Origin of the sequence: Desulfonatronum thiodismutans (assembly GCF_000717475.1) — a bacterium.
Taxonomy (GTDB): Bacteria; Desulfobacterota; Desulfovibrionia; order Desulfovibrionales; family Desulfonatronaceae; genus Desulfonatronum; species Desulfonatronum thiodismutans.
In genome coordinates this window covers 403,659-426,587 of record NZ_JPIK01000005.1, presented here as the reverse complement: position 1 = coordinate 426,587, position 22,929 = coordinate 403,659, and the positions used below count along the sequence as shown (strand labels likewise).

Genomic DNA, 22,929 nt, shown 5'->3' with positions numbered 1-22,929 from the left:
TGAAAATCACATCTCCCGGGCCAGATCCCGATCCATGGCCCGGCGTTTGAGATCCTCGCGCTGGTCGTGGTATTTCTTGCCTCGGGCCAGGCCGATTTCGACCTTGGCTCGTCCGGCCTTCCAGTACATTTTCAACGGCACCACGGTCAGGCCCTTCTGGGCAGTCTTGGCGCTCCAGGCGTCGATCTGGTGACGGTGCAGGAGCAATTTACGCGGTCGTTCCGGTTCGTGTCCGGTATGCACGGCGTGGGCGTACGGGGCGATATGCACGCCTACCAGTACCGCATCGCCGTCCTTCAACCGGACGTAACCGTCCTTGAAGCTGACTTTGCCGTCGCGCAAGGATTTCACCTCCGAGCCCATCAGGGCCAAGCCGGCCTCCAGAGTTTCCAGGATTTCGTACTCGTGGCGGGCTTTCTTGTTCTGGCCGATCAGCCGGGTTCCGTCGCTTTTCGGTTTCATCAGTACCCCTCGTCCAGCAGGGAAGAGTAAAACATCAGTTCACTGGGGTGGCGGCGAAAAATGCTGTCCTTGACCAGCTTGTTGTTCCTTCCTACGGTTTTGCTGGCCAGGACGTCCTTAAGCAGGGCCTTGCACTCCTCCATGGTCGCCTGGCGAATGATATGCTTGATCACCGGCACGGCCTGGGGGTTCATGCTCAGGCAGTCCACATGCATGCCCATGAGCACCGGAATGCAGTAGGGGTCCGCGGCCATTTCCCCGCAGATGCTCACCTCGATCCCGGCCCGGTGTCCGGCGTCCACTACGTACTTGATCATCCGGATCAGGGCCGGGTGCAGCGGTTGATAGAGATAGGAGACAAAGGAGTTGGTCCGGTCGATGCCCAAACTGTACTGGATCAGGTCGTTGGTTCCGATACTGAAGAAGTCCACCTCAGTGGCCAGGATGTCCGCCGTGATCATGGCCGAAGGCAACTCGATCATGATCCCCACGGGCATTTCCGGATTGTACTTCAACCCTTCCTTCTTCAGTTCCATCCGCACGCTGTTGAACACGGACTTGACCTGGCGCAATTCGCCCAACCCGGACACCATGGGAAACATCAAGGAGATGTTCTCGTGGACGCTGGCCCGCAATATGGCCCGCAACTGGACCCGAAACAGGTCCATATGGTGCAGACAGAACCGCACCGCCCGCAGACCCAAGGCCGGATTAGCCTCATCCAGGCCGCCGAAATGGTTCATGAATTTGTCCGCGCCCACATCCAGGGTGCGCAATACCACCTTGCCGGGAAACATGATCGAGGCCAGATCCTGGTACTCTTCCAGCAACTGCTCCTCGTCCGGCAGCTTGAGCCGGTTCAGATAGGAATACTCGGTGCGGTACAGCCCGACCCCCTCGCCGCCGTTGCCCAGTACCGAGGAGACCTCTTCCAGTAGCTCGATATTCGCGAAAACCTTGACCCGGTAGCCGTCGATGGTTTCCGCGGGCAGATGGCTGGAGCGGTTGATTCCGGCCTGGTACTCCTCGAACTGGTATTTCAAATCCGTGAAGCTGGCCAACTCCTCTTCGTCCGGCTCGACGATGATCCGCCCTTGCAGGCCGTCGATAATGATCAACTGCCCGTCCTGGATGGACTCCTCCAGGTCGGGGGCGCCGACGATGGCAGGAATCTGCATGGCCCGGGCGAGAATTCCGGTGTGCGAGGTCTTGCCCCCGGTGACCGTGGCGAAAGCCATGATCTTGCCAACTTCCAACTCCACCGTGTCCGCCGGGCTAAGGTCGTGAGCCAAAAGAATGATCCGGGTGTTAATGGACCGCAGGCTGTTCCCGGACTCGCCCAGCAGGTGCTGCTGAACCCGGCCCGCCACCAGGCGGACGTCCTGAATCCGTTCCCGGATGTAGGCGTCCTCAATGCTGCGAAAAACCGTTTCAATGTCCGCCACGGCCTTTTCCAAGGCCCACTCCGCGTTCAACTGCATGCTCTGGATGTAAGCCTTGGCCGATTCCAGCAGCTTGGGGTCTTGGAGCATCATGATGTGCGAATCGATGATCCGGGCGTGCTCCAGCAATTCCGCGGGCACGCGGCCCTGAATATCCTCAAGTTCGACCAAAGCCCGCGAAAAGGCATGCTCCACTCGGGACAGCTCGCCCTGCACGTCGCCGTCCGGAATGTTATGGCGCGGGATGTTACGGGCTCGGCCGCGATTCAGAAAAAACGCCCGCCCCAGGGCCACGCCGGTGGAGACGGGAATTCCTTGGATTACATGGAGAGCCACTAGCGCTCCTCTTCAAAACGGTTCAGAAACAACTGCTCGAGCTGCTCCAGGGCCGCCTGGGCGTCCTCTCCCTGGGCCTTCAATTCCACGGCGCACCCCGGCCCCAAGGCCAGGGTCAACAGATCAAGAATGCTCTTGGCGTCCACCTCCTGCTCCTGAGAAAGCAGGGTGATCCGCGACGAATATTTTTGAGCCTCCCGGGCCAGACGAGCCGCCGGACGGGCATGCAGCCCCAGCTCATTGGCCACGAAGACCTTCCGACTCACCACATCAAGTGTTTCCATACAGTCGTCAACCTGATTGGAGGTTTTCACGGGCGGCGTCTCCAGAATGCCGACATCAACGCTCCCGAATCCCATCTTCACCTTCCGACTCTCATATCTCGCTTTCTCTCTTTAGCCTTCCGAATTCCGACTCCCGACTCCTGAATTCTGACTCCTGAATACGCCTCACAGCCCCCCGCTCCAAGCGGTCCACAGCCCGACCCAGACTGCAAGAAAGGCCAACACGAACCAAGCCCTGGACACGCGCAGCCGGAAATATCCGAAAGCACAGCACAGCACCACGGCAGTCCAAAAAATCCACGTCCATTCCGGGCCTCCCTCGACGTACAGTTCGGGCCAGAGCAGCCACCAAAGCAGAAGCAACAGCCCGGCGTTGACCAGTTTGATCCGCTGTCCCCAGTTGATCAGGTTCCAGCGCTTCAGTCGTCTCAAGTACGCGATGCCCTCCCGAAATCCGCCGACAAAGGTCGCCAGCTTGAACACCTGCACACCCAGAAAACAGCAGATCAGCCATGTCCACGCCAATCCCGTCCATCCATGTGCAAGCAGCAGCGTCAGAACCAGGACGAAAAAAACCAGGGCCGCGCCGCTGAAAAAAGAATCGCCCAGGGCTGACAGGGTGTAGGTCGTGGTGTTCTTGACCCGTTGCAACATGGGCGGCGGAAGCACTCCTCGGGCGATGTCCCGTTCCAGGGACAAAAAAATGCCCGCCAGAAGCGGCGTCCAGAAGGGATGGGTATTGTAGTGTTGCAGAGACCGACGCCGGGCTTTGCGCAACTCCTGGGCATTGCGATGAATGGCGGTCAAACCTGGCTCAAGGGCCAGCGCCAAACCAACGTTCTGCATTCCGCGAGTGTTGTAGTTGGCACCGACAAGATAGGTGCGCAGGTACGTGCGCAGCATGACCCGAAAGCTGAGGGAGGAAGGAAAAGTGTCCGAAGAGGACCGGGAGGCTGTCACGGGGCTGGTCATGGGGTCCTCGAGTCGGGAGCGGCCCGGGCCAGGGCGATCAACCTGGCGTAGACCTCCTTGGAAGACCAGCCATGAGCCATGGCCGCAACCCGAGCGGCCACCTGCTTTGGCGGGCCGACCGGCATTTCCTCCGACAACATCTGGTCCACATCCACGTCCAAGGTCTTCTCCGGAGGTTCCGGCGGTCCAACGAGCACGGTTATCTCACCGCGAGGGTCCCACTCCATGTTCTGATGGTTTTCCAAACGCCCCAGAATAATCTGCTCATGCTCCTTGGTCAATTCACGGGCCAGGCAAAGCTCCCGCGGCCCCAGACATTCAAAGGCTGTTTCAAGTGTATCGCGCAGTCGGGAGTTACGCTCAAAAAATATCAGGGTGGTGGCCGCTTCGGACCACGAGAGGAACAGCCGTTTTTGGTCCCCGGCCTGTCGAGGCAAAAAACCCAGGAAGGTGAATGGAGAGGGAGGAAGGCCGGAAGCGCACAAGGCGGCCACCGGAGCGCATGGACCGGGGACCGGAGAGACCGGGATTCCGGAGTCGAGACAGGCCCGGACCAGACGATACCCCGGATCGCCGATCAGCGGGGTACCGGCGTCGGAAATCAGGGCCACGTCGCGCCCCTGTTCCAGAACGCTCAGGACCGCGGGAATCCGGTCCCGCTCATTGTGCTCGAAAAAACTGCGCAGAGTCCCTTTGGGTACGACGCCGTGGCGCTGAAAAAACAATCCGGCCCGGCGGGTGTCCTCGGCCAGAATCAGGTCCGCGCCTTCCAGCGCCTCTTTGGCCCTGGGCGAAAAGTCACCAGGGTTGCCAAGGGTTCCGGCCACGACCCAGAGTCTGGGGGAAGGAAAAGGCATCGGGAATGTGCTCCAGTCGGTGTCCCTGGGGGGTGTGGATCACCGCGACCACGTCGAATCGGCATGGCCGCTCCCACCAGTCGCGCCGGCTGAGATAGTAGCTGGCGGCCCGGGTCAACTTGGTGATTTTGGAGCGGTTTACGCTCTGGGCCGGAGAGGTGCGGGCGCAAGTCCCTCGGGTTCGGACTTCGACGAAAACCACGGTGTCCTGGTCCAGGCAGATTACGTCCACTTCGCCGACTTGGCAGCGCCAGTTGCGCTCCAGAACATGAAACCCCAGGCCCTTCAGCAATTGAACCGCGGCGTCCTCTCCGGCCCGGCCCTGGGCTAGATGCCCGGCAACCATAGCTGTTCCGGTGGGTGCCCCTGCAACATTTCTGGTCGCGCGCCTGAATCCGTCGGGGCCAAAACCCCTTTGAAGGTCAGCCGGTGCACAGGAGCCGGTCCCAGGCGGCGCAGGGCCTCCAGGTGTCGGGCCGTGGGGTAACCTTTATGAATCGCCAAGTCATAACCCGGATGGCGGCGATCCAGAAAAGTCAGGAGCTTGTCGCGAAAGGTCTTGGCCAAAATGGACGCGGCGGAAACAGCCGGAATCGTGGCGTCCGCCCTGACCACTGCCTGTTGGGGCATTTCCAGTGGAACCCGATGCGGCCCGTCCACGATCAACGCTTCCGGGCGAACTTTCAGGGTGCGCACCGCGCGGCTCATGGCCAGCAGGGATGCCCGCAGGATGTTCACCCGCTCGATTTCCCGCGGCCAAGCAAGCCCCAGGGACCAGGCCACGGCCTGCTCCCGAACGGCCCGAGCCATGCGCTCCCGCGCCTCGGCCCGAAGCTTTTTGGAATCGGTCAGACCGGGCAGATCGTAGGACTCGGGGAGAATGACCGCCGCGGCCACAACGGGCCCGGCCAGGCATCCCCGCCCGGCCTCGTCCAACCCGGCGGTCGGACCGAAGCCGCGCGACATTTCTTCACCGGCCAAAAGTCCGGAGAAACTACCGGAAATATTTCCGGACAGTCGCCCGTCCACGGGCCGACACGTTGGCCCGGGCATGAAACCTAGTTATCCCAGGCGTTCTTGGACTTGATCCGGCTGGCCTTGCCCCGGAGCTTGCGCAGGTAGAAAATCCGGCTGCGACGGACCCGGCCCTCGCTGAGAACTTCCACGCGCTCTATGAAGGGGGAATGCAGGGGAAAAATCCGCTCCACGCCGATCCCGTCGGACATTTTGCGCACGGTGAAGGTGGCGTTGGTGGTGCCGCGATGCCGACAGAGCACCACGCCTTCGAACATCTGAATCCGTTCCTTGTCCCCTTCGATGATCCGGACATGCACCTTGACCGTGTCTCCGGCCTTGAACTGCGGAATGTCCATGCGCATCTGGGAATATTCAATCTTTTTCATCAAATCCATGACCAAGTCTCCTTATGAATCAAATAAAAGTATTCGCGTCCGAACGATACAAGGCCGAACATCAGCCGTCGTCGCCCAGGATCCGGTCCAGCATAATGGCCGCGGCGGCGCGTACCGAAAGATGATTGTAGTCGCTGAAGCAGCGTACTGGGCGCAAGGTTCCGACGCAGTGTTCCAGCACTTCCGGGGCCAACCCGTACCCCGTGCCCAGGACCAGTAAAACCGGCTGGTCCTCCAGCAGGTCACGGGCCTGAGGATAGGTCAGGCTCCCCGCTCCTCGGGCAGAAGTGGCAACCAGCATCGGCCGCTTCCCACACCGCTCGGCCACCGCGTCCGCGGCCTGCTCCAGGCCGTCCACGACGCGCACCAAGCTCAGTGCTTCCCCACGATCCGGGTTTGCCGTAGCCCCCGGCCCGCTCAGCCAGTGGCCCAGCAGACGTTCAGCCAACTGCTGTTGGTCCCGCAAGGGGGTGCAGATGAAATATCCGCCTAGGCCGTACGTACGAGAACAGCGGGCAATATCGTGGATGTCCAGATTTGTCAAAGAAACCGCCCCGCTCTGCCCGAACTTGTTCAGGACCGGAGCATGGACCAGGGCCAGGAAACAATTCCTGGCCGCTCGTCGCCGTCCCTTGGCCAACTCTTTCAAGGTCCGGACGTCCCCGGATTCCAGGGTGGCCCTAGACAGCAAGTCCGGACGCGACTCCAGGGTAGCCCGCAAAGACTCCTCTCGTCGCCAGGCCGCGACCTTGGCATGGTCCCCGGACAGCAGAATCTCCGGCACCCGCAAATCTTCAAAAACCTCAGGCCTGGAAAAGTGCGGATACTCCAGCAGGCCGCCCACGAAACTCTCGTCCGCCGACGACTCCTCGTGGCCCATGAATCCGGGCAGGAGCCGGGACACCGCTTCCAGGACGTGCAGGGCCGGCGTCTCCCCGCCATTGAGGACCACGCCGCCCACGCTGACCTTTTCCAGGGGAAACAGAGAATCCAGACGATGATCGACGCCCTCGTACCGCCCGCAGATCAGGGTAACGTCCGGTTCTTGGGCCAGGGACGCGGCCAGGTCGTGATCCAAGGGCCGCCCTTTGGGACACAGCAGGACCATCCTGCCGGGGGCTTCCAGGGACCGCAGAGTCGCCGCCAGCGGCGGAAGGGTCATGACCATTCCCGGCCCGCCGCCGTAAGGCCGGTCGTCCACGCTGCGATGCCGATCCACGGCGAAATCCCGCGGATTGATCAACCGAACCGTGACCGTCTCCTGCTCCAGAGCCTTTCCCAGCAGGCCGCATTGCAGCGCCGAAGCGAAAAACTCCGGAAAAAGCGTGACAATGTTGAACCGCATGCCGCCTGAGTCCTGGATCTTAGCACATTTTAATACAAAGCTTTTTTTTCGGTGTCGGAATCGGTATCGACACTGATTGTTCGTCTATACACTAATTCGACCCCGATACCGACTCCGACACCGAGAACTGCCTTTCTTCGTGCGAATACTGCTTTACCGAAGGAGAAGTGGCATTATCCTTCTTCGCCCAGATACAATTCCAGCAGCCCCGGCGGCGGATCGATGCACACCGTGGCCGTGGCCCTGTCCGCTTCCAGGACGAAGTCCTGGTGCGCTGGAAAAAGCACCTCTTGGCCCGACTCGGCGCGTATGCTCCAGATTTCCTGGCCGACCCCGGCCCCGGTGCCTGTGTTGACGCTCTCGATCCGGCCCAGTTGTTTGCCGGATGGCAGCAGCACCCGCATGCCGATCAGCTCATGAATGAAAATGTCGTCTTCCGAACGGTCGGGCAGATCCTCGGGGCGCGCCAGCAACTCAGCCCCGCGAATCTGTTCCACTTCATCCCGTCCCTGGATCTGGTCCAGGCGCAGCAGAAGTCGTGCGTTGTGCATTCTCCAGGAGGTCACGGCCACGGGACGCGGACGATCTCCGGGAGAACGGCGCAGGTACAGACGCGGGACATGGGCAAAAAAATCAGGGGAGTCCACGTGCACTTTGACACTGAACTCCCCTGCCAAACCGTGCGGCTTGATCACCTCTCCGACCAGGACCAACGGTTGCCCGGACATCGTGAACCCGCCTATTCGATGATTTCCAGCGCCACCCGCTTGTCGGCCTTGGCCGAGGCGGCGGCAAGAATCGTACGCAGGGCCTTGGCCGTGCGGCCTTGCTTGCCGATCACCTTGCCCAGGTCTTCCTTGGCCACGCGCAATTCCACCACGGAGGACTGCTCGCCCTCCACCAGGGAGACCTGCACGGCCTCGGGCTGATCCACCAGGGACGTGGCAATATATTCGATGAGTTCCTTCATGCCGTCTTTACTCCGTAAAAGCTCATCGACGTGGAACAGCTCGAAAAAACGCCAAAGCCCGCGATGCTTGAAACACGCGGCAGGCAGGCGTTTTTCAACGAACTGCTAGGCCTGGGCTTGATTGAAACCCACTCTGGCCAACAGCGAACGAACCGTGTCCGTGGGCTTGGCGCCCTTGGCCATCCATTCGCGAACCTTGTCCGTGTCGATCTTCAGTTCGTTGGGCTCTTTCATCGGGTTGTAGTAGCCGAGAAAATCCAAAGCGCGGCCGTCGCGGCGGGTTTCGCTGTTCAAGGCCACGATGCGGTAAAACGGCTTCTTCTTGGAGCCCATCCGGGTCAGTCTGATTCTCATTGCCATTGCTGCGTTCCTCTCTTCAAGTTGATCTGAAATGGTGTCGTGAAATGGGAGCGTGGATTTGCGCCGGTGCATGTCAGCGGCGTTTTTTCTTGCGCCGTTCCTTTTTCTTCTTGGTCGCGGACTTGGTCCCGTGCTTCGACATGCCCGCGGGAAGCGTCAGGCCGCCAGGGCCGCCCATGCCGCCGGGCAAGCTCATCCCCCCGGGGCCGGAGGGCATCTTCATGCCTCCAAGACCTCCCCCGCTGGTCATTTTCTTCATCATCTTCTGCATCTGCTCGAAATTTTTCAACAGGGCGTTTACGTCCTGGACTTTCACGCCGCTGCCCTTGGCCACCCGAAGCTTGCGGTTCGCGTTCATCAGCTTGGGGTTCTTGCGCTCCGTCGGGGTCATGGAGTTGATGATCGCCTCCATGCGGCCCATCTCCTTTTCCGGCATCTTCATCTCGCCAAGCTGCTTGCGAAGGTCGCCCATGCCCGGAATCAGCTTGAGCATGCCCTCCAGGGAACCGAGTTTGCGCAACCGTCGCATCTGGGTGCGAAAGTCCTCCAGGTTGAACTCGGCCTTCTGCATCTTTTTCTGCAGGGCCTCGGCTTCATCCTGGTCGATGGAGCCCTGGGCCTTTTCGATCAGCGAGAGGATGTCGCCCATGCCCAGAATGCGTGAAGCCACGCGGTCCGGATGAAAGGCCTCCAAGTCGCTGACCTTTTCACCCATGCCCACGAACTTGATCGGCTTGCCGGTCACGGACTTGATGGACAGAGCCGCGCCGCCCCGGGCGTCGCCTTCCATCTTGGTCAGCACGATGCCGGACAGATCCAGAAGCTCGTCGAACTTGACCGCCACGTTCACCGCATCCTGACCGGTCATGGCGTCGGCCACAAAGAGAATTTCCTGAGGATTCATGGCCTGTTTCACGGCTACCAGCTCTTCCATCAGCAATTCGTCGATGTGTAGCCGCCCGGCCGTGTCCACGAGGAGCACATCCAGACCCTCACGGATCGCCTCGTCCCGGGCCTGAAGACAGATGTCCACGGGCCGCATCTGGGCAGTGGAGGCAAAGGCCGGAACGTCCAGTTGGGAGGCCAGCTTGTGGAGCTGATCAATGGCTGCGGGGCGGTAGACGTCCGCGGGGACCAGGTAGGGGGAACGCTTCACCCGGCGCAGATGCAGGGCCAGCTTGGCCGCGGTGGTCGTCTTTCCCGAGCCTTGCAGTCCGACCAGCATGATGACCACCGGCGGCTTGCCCTGGAGCTGCAGCCCCAGATGCTCGCCGCCCAGCAAATCGACCATCTCGTCGTGGACGATCTTGACCACCTGCTGACCGGGCGTCAGACTGCCCAGGACGTCCTGCCCCATGGCCCGTTCCCGGACCCGGTCCACGAAGTCCTTGACAACCTTGAAATTGACGTCCGCTTCCAGCAAGGCCAGACGCACCTCGCGCAAGCCTTCCTGGATGCTCTTCTCATCCAGCCGGCCGTGGCCGCGGATTTTTTTGAAGACGGATTGCAGACGATCCGCTAAACTGTCGAACATGGGGTATCCGGACTTGAAGCTTCTAGAGACAAAACGAAAACGTATGGCATTATCCGAGAGCCGGACCGGAGTCAACCGCCCGTAAAACGTCAAGGCAATACGGACTCGTCATGCCGTTTTTGTAATCCGACCTTGCAAAAATGCACGTTTTTTGAAACATTCCCACCGCGCAAGAGTTCGACGCGGAACCCGGAAAAACCAGGAAGATCCAGGAAAACCGCTGGATTCCGGCCATGGCACATCCGTTGCTTATAAACCTTTTCGTCGCTGGATTCCGCGCACGGCAACCCGGCAATCAGACCCGACAATCACGTTCGTCGCCAAGACCCTCACCCCGAAACGTTTCCGCTTGGAGGAACCCAATGCTCAAGACCTTGTCCTCGCTGTCTTCCCGCATCACCCTGAGTTTGTCCACGCTGTGCCTATGCCTGGGCCTGTCCCTTGTCCTGGCCGCCTCCGCCTCGGCCCAGACCCCGGTCCGCTTCACCCTGGACTGGAAGTTCGAAGGACCCATCGCGCCGTACCTCCTGGCCCATGCCCGAGGTTATTTCGCGGAGGAAGGTCTGAACGTGACCATTGATTCCGGGACCGGGTCGGCCGGGGCCGTGAATCGGGTCGCCTCCGGAGCCTACGACGTCGGCTTCGCGGACATCAACGCCATGATCGAGTTCAACGTGGGCAACCCGGACCAAGCCCTGAAGGCCGTGTTCATGGTTTACGATCACCCGCCCTTCGCCATTTTCACGAAAAAGGAAAGCGGCATCCAGACCCCGGCGGACCTGGCCGGCAAGACCCTGGGCGCGCCGGTCTTCGACTCCCCCCGCAAGACCTTTTCCGCCTTTGCCGCGGCCACCGGCCTGGATGCCGACGCCGTGAACTGGACCTCCATGGACCCGCCCCTGCGCGAGCCCATGCTGCTGCGCGGCCAGGTGGACGCCATCTCCGGCTTCTATTTCACCAGCCTGCTCAACCTGGAGAACCTGGGCATTCCCGCCGACGAACTGACGGTCTTCCTGTATCCGGACTACGGCGTAAATCTGTACGGCAACGCCATCATCGTCTCCCCGCAATTGGCCGCCCAGCCCGAAGTGGTCAAGGGCTTCCTGCGCGCCGTGGTTCGGGGTTGGGCTGAAACCCTGGAAGATCCAGCAGCGGCCATCGCCTACGTCCGCCAGCGGGACGGCCTGATCGACGTGGACCTGGAAACCCGTAGACTGAAGTTGGCCATCGAGACCAGCGTGGCCACGGAATACGCCGCTGCCAACGGCATGGGCGACGTGGACGACGAGCGCCTGGCCAAGGCCATCGCCGAAGTGGTCAACGCCTTTGATCTCTCCACAACACCCGCTCCGGAAGCTGTTTTCGACCGCTCCTTCCTGCCCGATCAAGAAACCCGGTCCATCTTCTAAGGGCGATCTTCCACCCCATGACATCGCAAGCAGATCACGCGGACCCGCACGGCCAAACCGGCCGTGCGGGCCTGTTCGTTGAAATCAAGGACGTCGACCTGGCCTATGGCGAGGACGCCGAGAGCCTGGCCGTCCAAGGACTGAACCTGGATATCCGCGAAGGGGACTTCGTGGCCGTGGTCGGACCGTCGGGATGCGGCAAGTCCACCCTGCTCAAGCTGGTCACCGGGCTGATGCCTCCGACCAAGGGCGCGGTCTTCGTGGACGGCAACCGGGTCAACGGCACGCTCTCCTTCGTTGGCATGGCCTTCCAGAACCCCACCCTCCTGCCCTGGCGCGACACCCTGCGCAACATCATGCTCCCCCTGGAAATCGTGGAGCCCCACCGCGGCCGACTGCGCAAGGAAAAGGCCGCCTATCTGGAACGAGCCCGCAACCTGTTGCGGACCGTGGGTTTGGCGCCCTACGAATCCAAGCAACCTTGGGAACTCTCCGGCGGCATGCGCCAGCGGGCCAATCTCTGCCGCGCCCTGATCCACGATCCCCGGCTGCTGATGCTGGACGAGCCTTTCGGGGCCCTGGACGCCTTCACCCGTGAAGAATTGTGGTGCGTGCTGGCCGATCTGCGCCGCGCCAAGCAGCTCACCGTGGTCCTGGTGACCCACGACCTGCGCGAGGCCGTGTTCCTGGCGGACACGGTCCACGTGATGAGCAGCCGCCCGGGACGCATCGTGCACAGCCGCCGCGTGGACCTGCCCAAACCGCGCACCCTGGAAACCTGCTACGAACCGGCCTTCGTGGACATCGTCCACGAGCTGCGCGGCCACATCGAACGCGTGCGCTGCGACGGCCCCCAAGGAATCGCCGATGTCCCCACTGCGTAAAAACCTGGAGCGCTACTCCCCGGTGATCGTCACCGTGGCCATGTTCGTGGCCTGGGAAGCCGTCTCCCGGCTGGCTAAAATCCCCAGCTACATCCTGCCGCCGCCCAGCGAGGCCGTGATGGCCGGATACGAGTTCGCCGGCCCCATCAGCAAGCACGCCTTGCAGACCCTCTACACCACCCTGGCCGGATTCGGGCTGGCCGTGGTCTTCGGCATGCTCGTGGGCGTGATCATCGGCTCGTCCAAACTGCTCTACCGGGCCTTTTACCCGATCCTGATCGGCTTTAATTCCGTGCCCAAGGTGGCCCTGGTGCCCCTGCTGGTGATCTGGTTCGGGATCGGCACGGTTCCGGCGATCATCACCGCGTTTTTGATCTCCTTCTTTCCCGTGGTGGTCAACGTGGCCACCGGCCTGGCCACCATCGAGCCGGAGTTGGAGGACGTGCTGCGGGTCCTGGGCGCGTCCAAGCTGACCATTCTGCTCAAGGTGGGCATCCCCAATTCCATGCCCTATTTCTTCGCCTCCCTGAAAATCGCCGTAACCCTGGCCTTTGTCGGCTCGGTAATTTCCGAAACCGTGGCCTCCAACGAGGGCATCGGCTACCTGATGATGTCCGCCAGCGCCCGGTTCAACGTTCCCCTGGTCTTTGCCGGACTGATCGTCATCGCGGCCATGGGCATCGGGATGTACGCCATCTTCGCGGCCCTGGAAAAGCGGACCACGGGTTGGGCCTTTCGAAGCTAACCCTTCATCGAGGAGTCGCTCATGACCACGGGCCACGCCGTCACGCCGCCCTTTCCCCAAGGTCCCTTCGTCACCCACGCCGTCTGCCAAATCTGCGCCAGGACCGTCGCCCCCAATGATATGGGCTACGTCTGCCCCGACCATGCCGGAGACCTCAAGAACGAGGGCATCCTGGACCTGCGCTACGACTACCAGGCGGCCCGATCCGCGTTCACCCCGGAAGCCCTGGCCCGGGGCCCTGAAACCCTGTGGCGCTACCGTTCCCTCCTCCCCCTGCCCCTGGACGCCGAAACACCGCCCCTGACCGTGGGCTGGACGCCCCTGTACGAGTCGCCGCGCCTGGCCAGGCTGCTGGGCGTGGCCCGGGTGCGGATCAAGGACGAAACCCGCCAACCCACGGCCTCGCTCAAGGACCGGGCCAGCGCCCTGGCCGTTGCCCAGGCCAAGTCCATGGGCCTGACCACCGTGGCCTGCGCCAGCACGGGCAACGCCGCCGCGGCCCTGGCCGGCATGGCCGCGTCCATGAACCTGGAGTGCGTGATCTTCGTGCCCGCCTCGGCCCCCCAGGCCAAGGTGGCCCAACTGCTGGCCTTCGGAGCCCGGGTCTTCACCGTTCAAGGCAGCTACGACGACGCCTTTGACCTGTGCATGGCCGCCTGCCAGGTCCGTCCCTGGTACAACCGCAATACCGCCTACAACCCCTTCATGACCGAGGGAAAAAAAACAGCCGCGTACGAAATCGCCGAACAGTCCGGCTGGGAGGTCCCGGACCGGGTCTTCGTCGGCGTGGGCGACGGCTGCATCATCGGCGGCCTGCACAAAGGCTTCGCCGACCTGAAAGCCCTGGGCCTGACCACCCGCCTGCCCCGACTGATGGGCGTTCAGGCCGCGGGCAGCGACTACCTCCACCAAGCCTGGCACAACAACGAAGACCCGCTGACCAAACCCGCCATCCCGGCCCACACCGTGGCCGACTCCATCTCCGCCGGCCTGCCCCGCGACCGCCTCAAAGCCCTGGCCGCGGTCCGGGAAACCCACGGCGCGTTCATCAAGGTGGACGACCCAACCATCCTCCAAGCCATCCCCACCCTGGCCCAAAACACCGGCGTCTTCGCCGAACCCGCAGGCGCCGCAGCCCTGGCCGGTGCCCTGACCGCCACCCAAGCCGGAAATCTTTCCCCCGAGGAAACCATCTGCCTGCTGATCACCGGCTCCGGCCTAAAGGATGTCGCCTCGGCCATTCAGGCCTGTTCGGACCAGAACCTTTCACCGACGCCGGTGTCTGTTGGGCGGAGAGGTCTGGACCAAGTCTTGGATGTATTGACAGCGCGGTAGATCGATACGGTTGAAAGATGACGCGCAATATCTTTCCCCGGCGAACCTTGATGAACACCTGCAAAAACCTGTATAATCAGGCTATTATCCCTAAAGTGGAGTATCTATGAAACTTTACGCATTTGCATCAAAAAATCTTACGAATATCTGGGCAGGAGTTGGTGCGCGGATGTGGGCCGTGGCAGAGACGTCTGAAAACGATATGAAAACACGCACTACAAAGTCGCGTTCAATGCAGATTGGTGCGTCTGGAATTCTATATTGCAACGAAACGCATAGTTTTACTACACCGTTTCTAGTCTATTCGCCTCCTAATCCTGATCAAGTGGTAACAGGTATCTGGCCTGAAAGATGGAGGCTTCCATTTCGCATACTACCACTAGGAAATCCGGAACGTCAGATGCACAAAGATACTGCTTCGAAAAAGCTTCGAATTCTGTCGAATATGGGCCAAGGTGGTATCTCCGCAGCCATGCATATCACCGGAACCACCGTATTTGTACCGAAAGAAATTCCAGATGAAGATTGGGCCACTCTTCTCTCGAATTTGGCATCAATCTAAAAAACGTTGGCTTCGAAGAAATAATCGCTACTCATCACATCTTTTTCGTTAACCTGCAAAACGGATTTGCGATCCTCGAAAACATCGCAACAATCTTGCGCTCATCGTATAGAGTTTTTTCCATATTTATTTCCAAAGCACAAATCAACAATCATACGCGATTATTAAATTTCATTTACAAATTGCAAGACATTTTCCGTTTTAATATCGTAATCTTTCGCAACAATTATCGCTTCAAAATCACGTTGAATTGCCATAGAATCTTCCACATCCACCGCACATAGCCAGCTAAAGTATTTTTAAATTCTCCTCACCACAGCTTGAAGGATATCCTGATGCGTAAAAACACGGAGATAACGGTTCTAAATGCAACAGTGCGGGTGCAGCGGATTGAGAGGGAGGATTTTATTTCCCTCACCGATATCGCCAAACACAAGAACTCGGATGACCCCCGTTTCGTCATTCAGAACTGGATGCGAACGCGTTCATCCATCGAATTTCTGGGAATTTGGGAGGTCTTGAACAACCCTGATTTTAACCGTGTGGAATTCGACACGGTTAGAAATGAGTCGGGAAGCAACGCTTTTGTGATGACGCCGTCCAAGTGGATCGAGCTAACTGGCGCCATAGGCATTTTATCCAAAGCCGGCCGCTACGGTGGGACGTATGCTCATCGCGACATCGCCTTCGAGTTCGCCTCCTGGGTTTCCGTGGAGTTCAAGCTCTACCTGATCAAAGAGTTCCAACGGCTCAAGGAGACCGAGCAGGCGCAGTTGGGCTGGGACATCAAGCGCAATCTTGCCAAGATAAATTACCGCATCCACACCGATGCCATCAAGGCGTACCTCATCCCGCCGAAGCTGACCGGCCAACAGGTCAATCTGGTCTATGCCAACGAAGCTGACGTGCTGAACATGGCGCTTTTCGGCATGACGGCCAAGCAATGGCGGGACGCGAATCCCAAGGAAAAAGGCAATATCCGCGATCAGGCCAACGCGGCCCAACTGGTTTGTCTGGCCAACCTGGAAAATTTGAACGCTCTGTTCATCAATGAGGCCGTTGAACAATCCGAACGGCTGCGAAAGCTGAACCGCATCGCCATCGAACAAATGGAAATCCTGGCCACCGACCGGAGCATCAAACGGCTGGAAGGTGGAGTCATCAATGCGTCCTCAAGGTCTGTAGATTAACTCCTGGTTGAAATATCTCAACAGCCCACGCACCGCATACAGCCAAGGAGCCTCCTTTGCACCCCGCCAAAGTCCACCGCGACCGTCTTCACGAACTGACGGATCTGCCGAACATCGGACGGGCCATGGCCGAGGATCTTCGGCTTTTGGGAGTTCACCGGCCCGAACAGCTCAAAGGCATGGACCCGCTGGAAATGTACGAGCGCCTCCAGACCGTCACCGGCAAACAGCAAGACCCCTGCGTAATCGACGTGTTTCTCTCCGTGACCAGGTTCATGAACGGCGAAGCGCCCCGGTGCTGGTGGGAATATACGCGGGAGCGGAAGCAAATGCTGGAATCCGCCCGTTGATTTTCACGCCATGAGCGCCGTCTGGCCACCATCGACGTCCCCCTAGATCACCCCGGCCCGCTCTCCTCAAGCCATTGAGGCTTGAAGCACGCTCCTTCTGCTGGTAACTACCCAAGACAGCCTGCCTGAGAATCCACCCTCCCTGACACACGGGCGGCTCCGCTTAGCAAGCGGTGGACGACACGACACCGATCTCACCAACAATCTTTACTGAAAAAGGAACTCATCATGTCCGCGGCCATCGATCTGACCATCAACGAAGCCGGGCTGGACCGGGCCGTGGAACGGGCCCGGGAGCGCGGCGTCATCATTCCCACCTTTGCCCAGATGCGCGACCCGCAAACCATCCCCGCGGCCATGCGCGAGAAGCTGTCCCGCCTCGGCCTCTGGGACCTGGACCCGGCCAACCTGTTCCGGATCACCTGGCGCAACGAGCCCACGGCCTCGGGCGGCGGATTCGGCGGAGTCAACCATCTGGTTCTGCCCCCGGCGCTGACCGGTGCGCCCTGCCGGATCGTGGTCCTCACCGGCAAATGGTTCCCCACGGGCGCGCACAAGGTCGGCGCGGCCTTTGGCTGCCTCGCGCCCCGGCTGGTCACCGGCCAGTTCGATCCCAGCACCCAGAAGGCGGTCTGGCCCTCCACGGGCAACTACTGCCGGGGCGGGGCCTATGATTCGGCCCTGCTGGGCTGCTCCTCCATCGCCATCCTGCCCGAGGGCATGAGCCGGGAGCGCTTCGAATGGCTGACCACGGTGGCCGGGGAGATCATCAAGACGCCCGGATCGGAATCCAACGTCAAGGAAATATTCGACAAGTGCCATGAGCTGCGCGCTTCCGGCGACGACGTGGTCATCTTCAACCAGTTCGACGAGTTCGGAAACTACCTCTGGCACCACGAGATTACCGGCCCGGCCCTGGAAGAGGTCATGACCGGGCTGACGGACAAGCCCTCCCGGATTCGCGGCCTGATCCTGGCCACCGGCTCGGGCGGCACCCTGGCCGCCGGGGACTACCTCAAGGCCCGCTTTCCGGCCCTGAAAATCGCGGCCTGCGAGGCCGGCCAGTGCCCCACCCTGCTCTTCAACGGCTTTGGCGAGCACCGCATCGAGGGCATCGGCGACAAGCACGTGCCCTGGGTGCACAACGTCAAGAACACGGACATGATCCTGGCCATCGACGACGAGGCCCCCATGCAGCTCATCCGCCTGGCCAACGAGGAAGCCGGACGCGAGTACCTGACCTCACGGGGCGTGGCCCCGGCCCTGGTGGAACAGCTGGACCTGATCGGCATCTCCGGCTGGTCGAACATCATTTCCGCGGCCAAGTTCGCCAAATGGTTCGAGCTGGGGCCGGACGACCTGGTGGCCACAGTGGCCACGGACTCCATGGAAATGTATGGTAGCCGCCTGGAAGAACTGGCCGCCGAGCGCGGGCCCTTCAGCCCCACGGACGCCGCCGTGGCCTTCGAACGCCACCTCCTGGGCCAGGGCCTGGACAACCTCCTGGAACTGAACCACTGGGACCGCAAGCGCGTCCACAACCTGAAATACTTCACCTGGGTCGAGCAACAGGGCAAGACCTTTGAGGAAATCCAGGCCCAATGGTACGACGAGGACTACTGGACCAGCATCCCCCGCCAACTGCCGGAGATCGACCGGCTGATCGAGGCGTTCAATGAACGGGTGGGGTTGTTGGCGGGACTTGGAGAGAATTGAAAATGATCGTGGAGAAAAAAATAGATGCAATCCGTAAGCACTGAGACAAGTATCTCAGGACCTGAAGTGACCGACATCTCCCCGGTCGGCCTCAGGCTCATGTACGCCGGAAAGGAATACTTGCTGAGCTATGACGACTTCCCCTGGTTCCTGGAAGCTCCAGTTCAGAAGGTGTTCCGCGTCATTGAAGAGAGATCGGGGCATTTGAGGTGGCCTGAACTCGATATCGACTTGCCCCTGGACTCGATCAAACGCCCCAAAGCATTCCCGATGGTTTACGAACCACCTATAGCCTACGGACAATACGACAACAATGCCAATTCCGAACTCAACCTCGGCCTGAAACAAGCAAGCAAGGGCACTGAGGCTCGACGAGGAGGACTTGCAATGGTTAAAGAGTTCAATGTGGTGATTGAGTTGGACGAAGACGGTTATTATGTCGCCTCGGTGCCAGCCCTCCGCGGATGCCATACCCAAGCTAAATCGCTGGACACACTGATGAAGCGAATCAAGGAAGCTATCGAGCTGTGTCTGGAAGTTGAAGAACCTGTTTCCAGTCAGTTTATAGGTGTTCAACGTATCTCAATACCTGCATGACTTCTTTTTCAACGCCAACTGGAAAGCAACTCGTCAAGGCACTTTGCCTCCTTGGCTTCGAGTTGATTCGCATCAAAGGAAGCCACCACTTCCTTCGCCACCCAGACGGGCGTTGCACGGTGGTTCCCGTCCACCGAAGCGAAACCATCGGACGTGGACTTCTTGCTCAAATCCTCCGGGACTGTAAAATCACCCGTAGTGAATTGGATACGGTGAATTGAGTCCGAATGTCTCCTTTGTCTATTCCCCCTAACCATCCGGCATCACCATGGACTTCATCCTGAACAACACCCCCGCGACCTACGACGGCGACCCGGAACGCTCCCTGCTCACCTGGCTGCGGGAGGACCAGGGGTTGACCGCGGCCAAGGACGGCTGCTCCGGTCAGGCGGCCTGCGGGGCCTGCCTGGTGGAGGTGGACGGGCGGGCTGCCTTTGCCTGCGCCACGCCCATGCGCAAGGTGGCGGGCAAGCACGTCCTGACCCTGGAGGGTTTTCCGGAAGACCTGCGCCGCGTCCTGGGCCGGACCTTTGCGGAAAAGGGCGCGGTGCAGTGCGGCTTCTGCACGCCGGGTTTTCTGACCCGGACCAAGCTTTTGCTGGAGCAAAACGCCGAACCCACCGTCGCAGAGGTGGTCAAGGCCGTGCGGCCGCATCTGTGCCGGTGCACCGGGTACGTGAAGATCGTGGACGCCATTTTGGAGGCAGCTCGCGTCCTTCGTGGCGATGCGTCCCCGCGTTTGGATGCCGACCCGCCGGTGCTCGGTGCCAGTCCCGTCCGCTACGGGGCCTTTGAGCGGGCCGTGGGCAGTCAGTTGTTTACCGACGACCTCCGCTTTCCGGGCATGCTCCACGGCGCGCTGCATTTCAGCGCCCATCCCCGGGCCCGGATCGTGGCCATCGACACCAGCAGAGCCCTGGCCGCGCCGGGCGTGGTCCGCGTGCTCACTTCGACGGATGTGCCCGGAGAGCGCAGCGTGGGCATGATCGTCCCGGACTTGCCCATGTACGTGGCCCCGGGCGAAACCACCCGCACCGTGGCCGACGTGCTGGCCTGCGTGGTGGCCGGGACCAGGGAGCAGGCCCGGGCCGCGGCCGCGTTGATTCATGTGGAGTATGAAGCCCTGGAGCCGTTGACCGACATGGAGCAGGCTGAACAGAGTCCGATCCGGGTTCACGAGGCCGGGAACCTGCTGGCCGTGAAGACCGTGCGCCGGGGCGGGGACGTGGACGAGGCCTTGCGCGGCTCCGCCTTCGTGGTCACGGAGACCTTCCACACCGCGCCCATTGAACACGGCTTCCTGGAACCCGAATGCGCCGTGGCCCTGCCGGACCCGGACACCGGCGGAATCCACTTCCACACCCAGGGCCAGGGCATCTATCACGACCGGGACGACGTGGCCCGGGTTCTGGGCCTGCCCAAGGACAAAGTCCGAGCGACCATGGTGGATTGCGGCGGGGCTTTTGGCGGCAAGGAAGATCTGACCGTGCAGCACCATGCGGCCCTGGCCGCGCTGCTGCTTAAGGCTCCGGTGAAGGTCAAGCTTTCCCGGCCCGAGTCCCTGCGCATGCACCCCAAGCGCCACCCCATGCGCCTGGCCTATGCCGCGGGCTGCGATTCCCAGGGCCGACTTACGGCTCTCAAGGCGCGCATCCTGGGGGATACAGGGGCCTACGCCTCGGTGGGCGCGGCGGTCATGGCCCGGGCCGCCACTCATGCCAGCGGGGCCTACCACGTCCCGGTGGTGGACATCGAATCCCGGGCCGTGTTCACCAACAACATTCCCAACGGGGCCATGCGGGGCTTCGGCGTGAACCAGGCCGTCTTCGCCATGGAGGCCATGGTCGAACGGCTGTGCAGGGCCGGCGGATTCGATCCCTGGCATTTTCGATACGACAACGCCCTGGACCAAGGCCGGATGGTGGCCACGGGCCAGGTGTTGGGACCGGGCATCGGCCTGCGGGCCTGTCTGGAAGCCCTGCGCGAGCCCTGGGAGCGGGTCAAAAAATCCGGACGGGCCGGACTGTCTTGCGGAATCAAGAACTGCGGCATCGGCAACGGCTTGGTTGAAGAATGCGTGGCCCTGGTGGAAATCCACGAGGGCGGTAGGCTGGTCCTGCACCACGGCTGGTCTGAAATGGGTCAAGGCATCCACACCGTGGCCGCCCAGTTCCTGGCTGAGATTCTGGGCATCGACGATCTGTCGAAAATCGCGGTGGACTCGGACACCCGCCACGGAGCCGTGGCCGGAGCGACCACGGCCAGCCGGGGCACCTTCCAGCTTGGCCGGGCCGTGTTGGACGCCGCGGAAAAGATCAAGGCCGACATGGCCACGGAGGGCGGACTGGAGGCCTTGGCCGGGCGGACCTACGAAGGCCGCTACCTTTGCACGGACACCGCCCCGGGCGGCGAGCCGGGCACGTTTCGCAGCCACGTGGCCTACAGCTTCGCGGCCCATCTGGTGCTCCTGGACGCCCACGGCAAAGTCCAGGAAGTAGTGGCGGCCCACGACGCCGGAACCGTAGTCAACCGCCGGATGCTGGAAGGCCAGATCGAAGGCGGGGTGCTCATGGGCATGGGCGCGGCCCTTTCGGAACGGCTCCGCCTGGAGGGGGGGCATCTGGCCTCGGACAAATTCCGGGACGTGGGGCTGCTGCGCGCCGACGTCATGCCCAAGATCACGGTCGTCGCCGTGGACAACGCGGACCCGGAAGGCCCCCGCGGGGCCAAGGGCGTTGGCGAGATCGGCTCCATTCCCACGGCCCCGGCCATTGCCGCGGCCTTTTACCGCTACGACGGCCTGCCCCGCCGAACCCTGCCTCTGGAGCCCCTGGGAGAACCAGTCGGCGAAAGCGCACAGGATAGCGAAGGAGACACCGCATGGAGCTGCTACTGACCAATGCCCGCTGGCTGGACCCGGACACCCTGACCCTGCATGACGCCTGCCTTCGGGTCACGCCGGGACCTGACGGCGACCTGGAAATCCTGGACCGCCGCCCGCAGTTTTCTGACAACCAGCAAGAGTTGGACTGCGCCGGGAAGCTGGTAACCCGCTCCTTTGCCCTGGGCCACCATCACCTGTACTCCACCTTTGCCCGGGGCATGCCCGCCCCGCCCCGCACGCCCACCAATTTCCCCGAGATTCTTGATCTGGTCTGGTGGCGGCTGGACAAGCGGCTGGATTTGCCCATGATCGAGGCCAGCGCCCTGGCCACGGCCCTGCTCTGCGCCAAGCGCGGGGTGACCTTTGTCGTGGATCACCACGCCTCCCCCTTTGCCGTGGAGGGCAGCCTGGAGACCATTGCCAAGGCCTTTGACGCCGTGGGGCTGGGGCATCTGCTGTGCTATGAAATGTCCTGCCGCGACGGCGAGGCGGTCAAGGAGGCCGGGCTGGCCGAGACCGAAGCCTACCTTGCATCGGGCCGGATCGGTCAGGTCGGGCTGCATGCCTCCTTTACCGTGGACGACGATCTGCTCGCCCGGGCCGTGGCCCTGGCCGAGAAATACCGGACCGGGCTGCACCTGCACGTGGCCGAGGATCTGGCGGACCAGAACCACTGTCTGGAGCAACACGGAAAACGGGTGGTCCAACGCCTGGCCGACGCCGGAGCCCTGACCTCGCCGTGCACTTTGCTGGCCCACTGCGTGCACCTGGACGACACTGAGCGGGAACTGCTGCGCCGCTCCCCGGTCTTCGTGGCCCAGGCCAGTGAATCCAATCTGAACAACAACGTCGGCCTGGGCCGCTACGACGACCTCGGCCCCCGGGTGATCCTGGGCACGGACGGAATGCACGTGGACATGCTCCGGGCCCTCAAGGCCGCCTTCATCGCCGGACAGAGCGCCGAAAGCCTGGACTTCCGCGAAGCCTACGACCGCCTGCGCCGCGTCCACGAATTGATCCGCCGCGTCAACGCGCCGGGCGACGGCCCCAACAATCTGGTCATCCTGGACTACGACACGCCCACCCCCATGACCCCGGACAACATGCTCGGCCATTTCCTCTTCGGCCTGGAAGCCGTCCACGTGCATACGGTCATCGCCCAAGGCCGAATCGTGGTCGAAAACCGCCGTCTGGTCAGCCATGACGAGACGGAAATCCTGAGCTATGCCCGGGAACAGGCCCAAAGGTTGTGGGAACGATTGGCGGACAGTTGAGAAATGCAG

25 protein-coding genes are annotated in these 22,929 nt (G+C 61.5%); 12 read left to right on the top strand and 13 right to left on the bottom strand.

The features are described from left to right. Positions 1 to 6: 6 nt before the first annotated feature. The 13 genes from smpB to ffh all read right to left on the bottom strand — a co-directional run bounded on the left by smpB (position 7) and on the right by ffh (position 9,974). Complete coding sequence (gene smpB, locus GY33_RS0105355; protein ID WP_031386350.1) at positions 7 to 462, bottom strand: SsrA-binding protein SmpB; 456 nt, start codon at positions 460 to 462, stop codon at positions 7 to 9. Beyond that, positions 462 to 2,240: a phosphoenolpyruvate--protein phosphotransferase gene (gene ptsP, locus GY33_RS0105350; protein ID WP_031386349.1), complete on the bottom strand. Its 1,779-nt coding sequence runs from the start codon at positions 2,238 to 2,240 to the stop codon at positions 462 to 464. Before ptsP ends, smpB begins: the two co-directional genes overlap by 1 nt. Further along, positions 2,240 to 2,524 carry an HPr family phosphocarrier protein gene (locus GY33_RS0105345; protein ID WP_031386348.1) on the bottom strand — a complete coding sequence of 95 codons (285 nt, stop codon included), beginning with the start codon at positions 2,522 to 2,524 and terminating at the stop codon, positions 2,240 to 2,242. Before GY33_RS0105345 ends, ptsP begins: the two co-directional genes overlap by 1 nt. A 165-nt stretch (positions 2,525 to 2,689) precedes the next feature. Further along, complete coding sequence (locus GY33_RS0105340) at positions 2,690 to 3,496, bottom strand: PTS system mannose/fructose/sorbose family transporter subunit IID (protein ID WP_035271308.1); 807 nt, start codon at positions 3,494 to 3,496, stop codon at positions 2,690 to 2,692. Continuing rightward, positions 3,493 to 4,353, bottom strand: coding sequence for a 16S rRNA (cytidine(1402)-2'-O)-methyltransferase (rsmI, locus tag GY33_RS0105335; RefSeq protein WP_031386346.1), 861 nt, complete (start codon positions 4,351 to 4,353; stop codon positions 3,493 to 3,495). Before rsmI ends, GY33_RS0105340 begins: the two co-directional genes overlap by 4 nt. Beyond that, positions 4,295 to 4,699, bottom strand: a complete 405-nt coding sequence (locus GY33_RS0105330) for a YraN family protein (protein ID WP_031386345.1) — start codon at positions 4,697 to 4,699, stop codon at positions 4,295 to 4,297. Before GY33_RS0105330 ends, rsmI begins: the two co-directional genes overlap by 59 nt. Continuing rightward, positions 4,681 to 5,319, bottom strand: coding sequence for a ribonuclease HII (locus GY33_RS0105325; protein ID WP_051822327.1), 639 nt, complete (start codon positions 5,317 to 5,319; stop codon positions 4,681 to 4,683). Before GY33_RS0105325 ends, GY33_RS0105330 begins: the two co-directional genes overlap by 19 nt. Positions 5,320 to 5,411: 92 nt before the next feature. Further along, positions 5,412 to 5,765 (bottom strand): 50S ribosomal protein L19, encoded by a 354-nt coding sequence (rplS, locus tag GY33_RS0105320; RefSeq protein WP_028573449.1) that lies wholly within the window; start codon positions 5,763 to 5,765, stop codon positions 5,412 to 5,414. A 61-nt stretch (positions 5,766 to 5,826) separates the two neighbouring features. After that, positions 5,827 to 7,110, bottom strand: a complete 1,284-nt coding sequence (gene trmD, locus GY33_RS0105315) for a tRNA (guanosine(37)-N1)-methyltransferase TrmD (protein ID WP_031386343.1) — start codon at positions 7,108 to 7,110, stop codon at positions 5,827 to 5,829. Between the two features lie 173 nt (positions 7,111 to 7,283). Beyond that, positions 7,284 to 7,838: a ribosome maturation factor RimM gene (rimM, locus tag GY33_RS0105310; RefSeq protein ID WP_031386342.1), complete on the bottom strand. Its 555-nt coding sequence runs from the start codon at positions 7,836 to 7,838 to the stop codon at positions 7,284 to 7,286. Between the two features lie 11 nt (positions 7,839 to 7,849). Continuing rightward, the gene (locus tag GY33_RS0105305) at positions 7,850 to 8,080 is read right to left on the bottom strand and encodes a KH domain-containing protein (protein WP_031386341.1); all 231 of its coding nucleotides are present in this window, start codon (positions 8,078 to 8,080) and stop codon (positions 7,850 to 7,852) included. A gap of 105 nt (positions 8,081 to 8,185) precedes the next feature. After that, positions 8,186 to 8,440 carry a 30S ribosomal protein S16 gene (rpsP, locus tag GY33_RS0105300; protein WP_028573444.1) on the bottom strand — a complete coding sequence of 85 codons (255 nt, stop codon included), beginning with the start codon at positions 8,438 to 8,440 and terminating at the stop codon, positions 8,186 to 8,188. A gap of 73 nt (positions 8,441 to 8,513) precedes the next feature. Beyond that, on the bottom strand, positions 8,514 to 9,974 hold the full coding sequence (gene ffh / locus GY33_RS0105295; RefSeq protein WP_031386340.1) for a signal recognition particle protein: 1,461 nt from the start codon (positions 9,972 to 9,974) through the stop codon (positions 8,514 to 8,516). Positions 9,975 to 10,336: 362 nt separating this feature from the next. Here ffh and GY33_RS0105285 point away from each other — a divergent pair, with 362 nt between their 5' ends. The 12 genes from GY33_RS0105285 (at position 10,337) to GY33_RS0105225 (ending at position 22,920) form a co-directional block, all read left to right on the top strand. Continuing rightward, the gene (locus GY33_RS0105285; protein ID WP_084184790.1) at positions 10,337 to 11,383 is read left to right on the top strand and encodes an ABC transporter substrate-binding protein; all 1,047 of its coding nucleotides are present in this window, start codon (positions 10,337 to 10,339) and stop codon (positions 11,381 to 11,383) included. 17 nt (positions 11,384 to 11,400) lie between these two features. Then, a complete protein-coding gene (locus tag GY33_RS0105280; RefSeq protein ID WP_051822312.1) occupies positions 11,401 to 12,267 on the top strand; it encodes an ABC transporter ATP-binding protein in 867 nt (288 codons plus the stop codon). Continuing rightward, a complete protein-coding gene (locus GY33_RS0105275; RefSeq protein WP_031386336.1) occupies positions 12,251 to 13,012 on the top strand; it encodes an ABC transporter permease in 762 nt (253 codons plus the stop codon). Before GY33_RS0105280 ends, GY33_RS0105275 begins: the two co-directional genes overlap by 17 nt. Before the next feature lie 21 nt (positions 13,013 to 13,033). Continuing rightward, positions 13,034 to 14,347, top strand: a complete 1,314-nt coding sequence (gene thrC / locus GY33_RS0105270) for a threonine synthase (RefSeq protein WP_035271305.1) — start codon at positions 13,034 to 13,036, stop codon at positions 14,345 to 14,347. 106 nt (positions 14,348 to 14,453) lie between these two features. Further along, positions 14,454 to 14,909: a hypothetical protein gene (locus GY33_RS20900; protein ID WP_152555081.1), complete on the top strand. Its 456-nt coding sequence runs from the start codon at positions 14,454 to 14,456 to the stop codon at positions 14,907 to 14,909. Between the two features lie 335 nt (positions 14,910 to 15,244). Then, entirely contained in the window at positions 15,245 to 16,099 is an 855-nt protein-coding gene (locus tag GY33_RS0105260) for a KilA-N domain-containing protein (protein WP_051822311.1), read from the top strand. Positions 16,100 to 16,155: 56 nt separating this feature from the next. Next, the gene (locus GY33_RS0105255) at positions 16,156 to 16,449 is read left to right on the top strand and encodes a helix-hairpin-helix domain-containing protein (RefSeq protein WP_031386332.1); all 294 of its coding nucleotides are present in this window, start codon (positions 16,156 to 16,158) and stop codon (positions 16,447 to 16,449) included. A gap of 228 nt (positions 16,450 to 16,677) precedes the next feature. Next, positions 16,678 to 18,165: a pyridoxal-phosphate dependent enzyme gene (locus GY33_RS0105250; protein WP_031386331.1), complete on the top strand. Its 1,488-nt coding sequence runs from the start codon at positions 16,678 to 16,680 to the stop codon at positions 18,163 to 18,165. A 66-nt stretch (positions 18,166 to 18,231) separates the two neighbouring features. After that, a complete protein-coding gene (locus GY33_RS21515) occupies positions 18,232 to 18,762 on the top strand; it encodes a DUF2442 domain-containing protein (protein WP_200874833.1) in 531 nt (176 codons plus the stop codon). Further along, positions 18,759 to 18,983 (top strand): type II toxin-antitoxin system HicA family toxin, encoded by a 225-nt coding sequence (locus tag GY33_RS20305; protein WP_084184789.1) that lies wholly within the window; start codon positions 18,759 to 18,761, stop codon positions 18,981 to 18,983. The genes GY33_RS21515 and GY33_RS20305 overlap by 4 nt, the downstream gene beginning before the upstream one ends. 47 nt (positions 18,984 to 19,030) lie before the next feature. Beyond that, positions 19,031 to 21,658: a selenium-dependent xanthine dehydrogenase gene (xdh, locus tag GY33_RS0105230; RefSeq protein ID WP_051822310.1), complete on the top strand. Its 2,628-nt coding sequence runs from the start codon at positions 19,031 to 19,033 to the stop codon at positions 21,656 to 21,658. Beyond that, entirely contained in the window at positions 21,643 to 22,920 is a 1,278-nt protein-coding gene (locus tag GY33_RS0105225) for an amidohydrolase family protein (RefSeq protein ID WP_031386328.1), read from the top strand. The genes xdh and GY33_RS0105225 overlap by 16 nt, the downstream gene beginning before the upstream one ends. The last annotated feature ends 9 nt before the right edge of the window (positions 22,921 to 22,929 follow it).

What these genes read in the sequence shown, in the direction of transcription:
- GY33_RS0105325 (WP_051822327.1), bottom strand. Translation starts at nt 5,319, where the DNA reads ATGTCGCGCGGCTTCGGTCCGACCGCCGGGTTGGACGAGGCCGGGCGG.
- rpsP (WP_028573444.1), bottom strand. Translation starts at nt 8,440, where the DNA reads ATGGCAATGAGAATCAGACTGACCCGGATGGGCTCCAAGAAGAAGCCG.
- smpB (WP_031386350.1), bottom strand. Translation starts at nt 462, where the DNA reads ATGAAACCGAAAAGCGACGGAACCCGGCTGATCGGCCAGAACAAGAAA.
- rimM (WP_031386342.1), bottom strand. Translation starts at nt 7,838, where the DNA reads ATGTCCGGGCAACCGTTGGTCCTGGTCGGAGAGGTGATCAAGCCGCAC.
- rplS (WP_028573449.1), bottom strand. Translation starts at nt 5,765, where the DNA reads ATGGATTTGATGAAAAAGATTGAATATTCCCAGATGCGCATGGACATT.
- GY33_RS0105250 (WP_031386331.1), top strand. Translation starts at nt 16,678, where the DNA reads ATGTCCGCGGCCATCGATCTGACCATCAACGAAGCCGGGCTGGACCGG.
- xdh (WP_051822310.1), top strand. Translation starts at nt 19,031, where the DNA reads ATGGACTTCATCCTGAACAACACCCCCGCGACCTACGACGGCGACCCG.
- GY33_RS0105285 (WP_084184790.1), top strand. Translation starts at nt 10,337, where the DNA reads ATGCTCAAGACCTTGTCCTCGCTGTCTTCCCGCATCACCCTGAGTTTG.
- GY33_RS20305 (WP_084184789.1), top strand. Translation starts at nt 18,759, where the DNA reads ATGACTTCTTTTTCAACGCCAACTGGAAAGCAACTCGTCAAGGCACTT.
- GY33_RS0105225 (WP_031386328.1), top strand. Translation starts at nt 21,643, where the DNA reads ATGGAGCTGCTACTGACCAATGCCCGCTGGCTGGACCCGGACACCCTG.
- GY33_RS0105275 (WP_031386336.1), top strand. Translation starts at nt 12,251, where the DNA reads ATGTCCCCACTGCGTAAAAACCTGGAGCGCTACTCCCCGGTGATCGTC.
- ffh (WP_031386340.1), bottom strand. Translation starts at nt 9,974, where the DNA reads ATGTTCGACAGTTTAGCGGATCGTCTGCAATCCGTCTTCAAAAAAATC.
- GY33_RS0105330 (WP_031386345.1), bottom strand. Translation starts at nt 4,699, where the DNA reads ATGGTTGCCGGGCATCTAGCCCAGGGCCGGGCCGGAGAGGACGCCGCG.
- GY33_RS0105260 (WP_051822311.1), top strand. Translation starts at nt 15,245, where the DNA reads ATGCGTAAAAACACGGAGATAACGGTTCTAAATGCAACAGTGCGGGTG.
- GY33_RS0105345 (WP_031386348.1), bottom strand. Translation starts at nt 2,524, where the DNA reads ATGGAAACACTTGATGTGGTGAGTCGGAAGGTCTTCGTGGCCAATGAG.
- GY33_RS0105305 (WP_031386341.1), bottom strand. Translation starts at nt 8,080, where the DNA reads ATGAAGGAACTCATCGAATATATTGCCACGTCCCTGGTGGATCAGCCC.
- GY33_RS0105280 (WP_051822312.1), top strand. Translation starts at nt 11,401, where the DNA reads ATGACATCGCAAGCAGATCACGCGGACCCGCACGGCCAAACCGGCCGT.
- GY33_RS20900 (WP_152555081.1), top strand. Translation starts at nt 14,454, where the DNA reads ATGAAACTTTACGCATTTGCATCAAAAAATCTTACGAATATCTGGGCA.
- thrC (WP_035271305.1), top strand. Translation starts at nt 13,034, where the DNA reads ATGACCACGGGCCACGCCGTCACGCCGCCCTTTCCCCAAGGTCCCTTC.
- rsmI (WP_031386346.1), bottom strand. Translation starts at nt 4,353, where the DNA reads ATGCCTTTTCCTTCCCCCAGACTCTGGGTCGTGGCCGGAACCCTTGGC.
- GY33_RS0105340 (WP_035271308.1), bottom strand. Translation starts at nt 3,496, where the DNA reads ATGACCAGCCCCGTGACAGCCTCCCGGTCCTCTTCGGACACTTTTCCT.
- trmD (WP_031386343.1), bottom strand. Translation starts at nt 7,110, where the DNA reads ATGCGGTTCAACATTGTCACGCTTTTTCCGGAGTTTTTCGCTTCGGCG.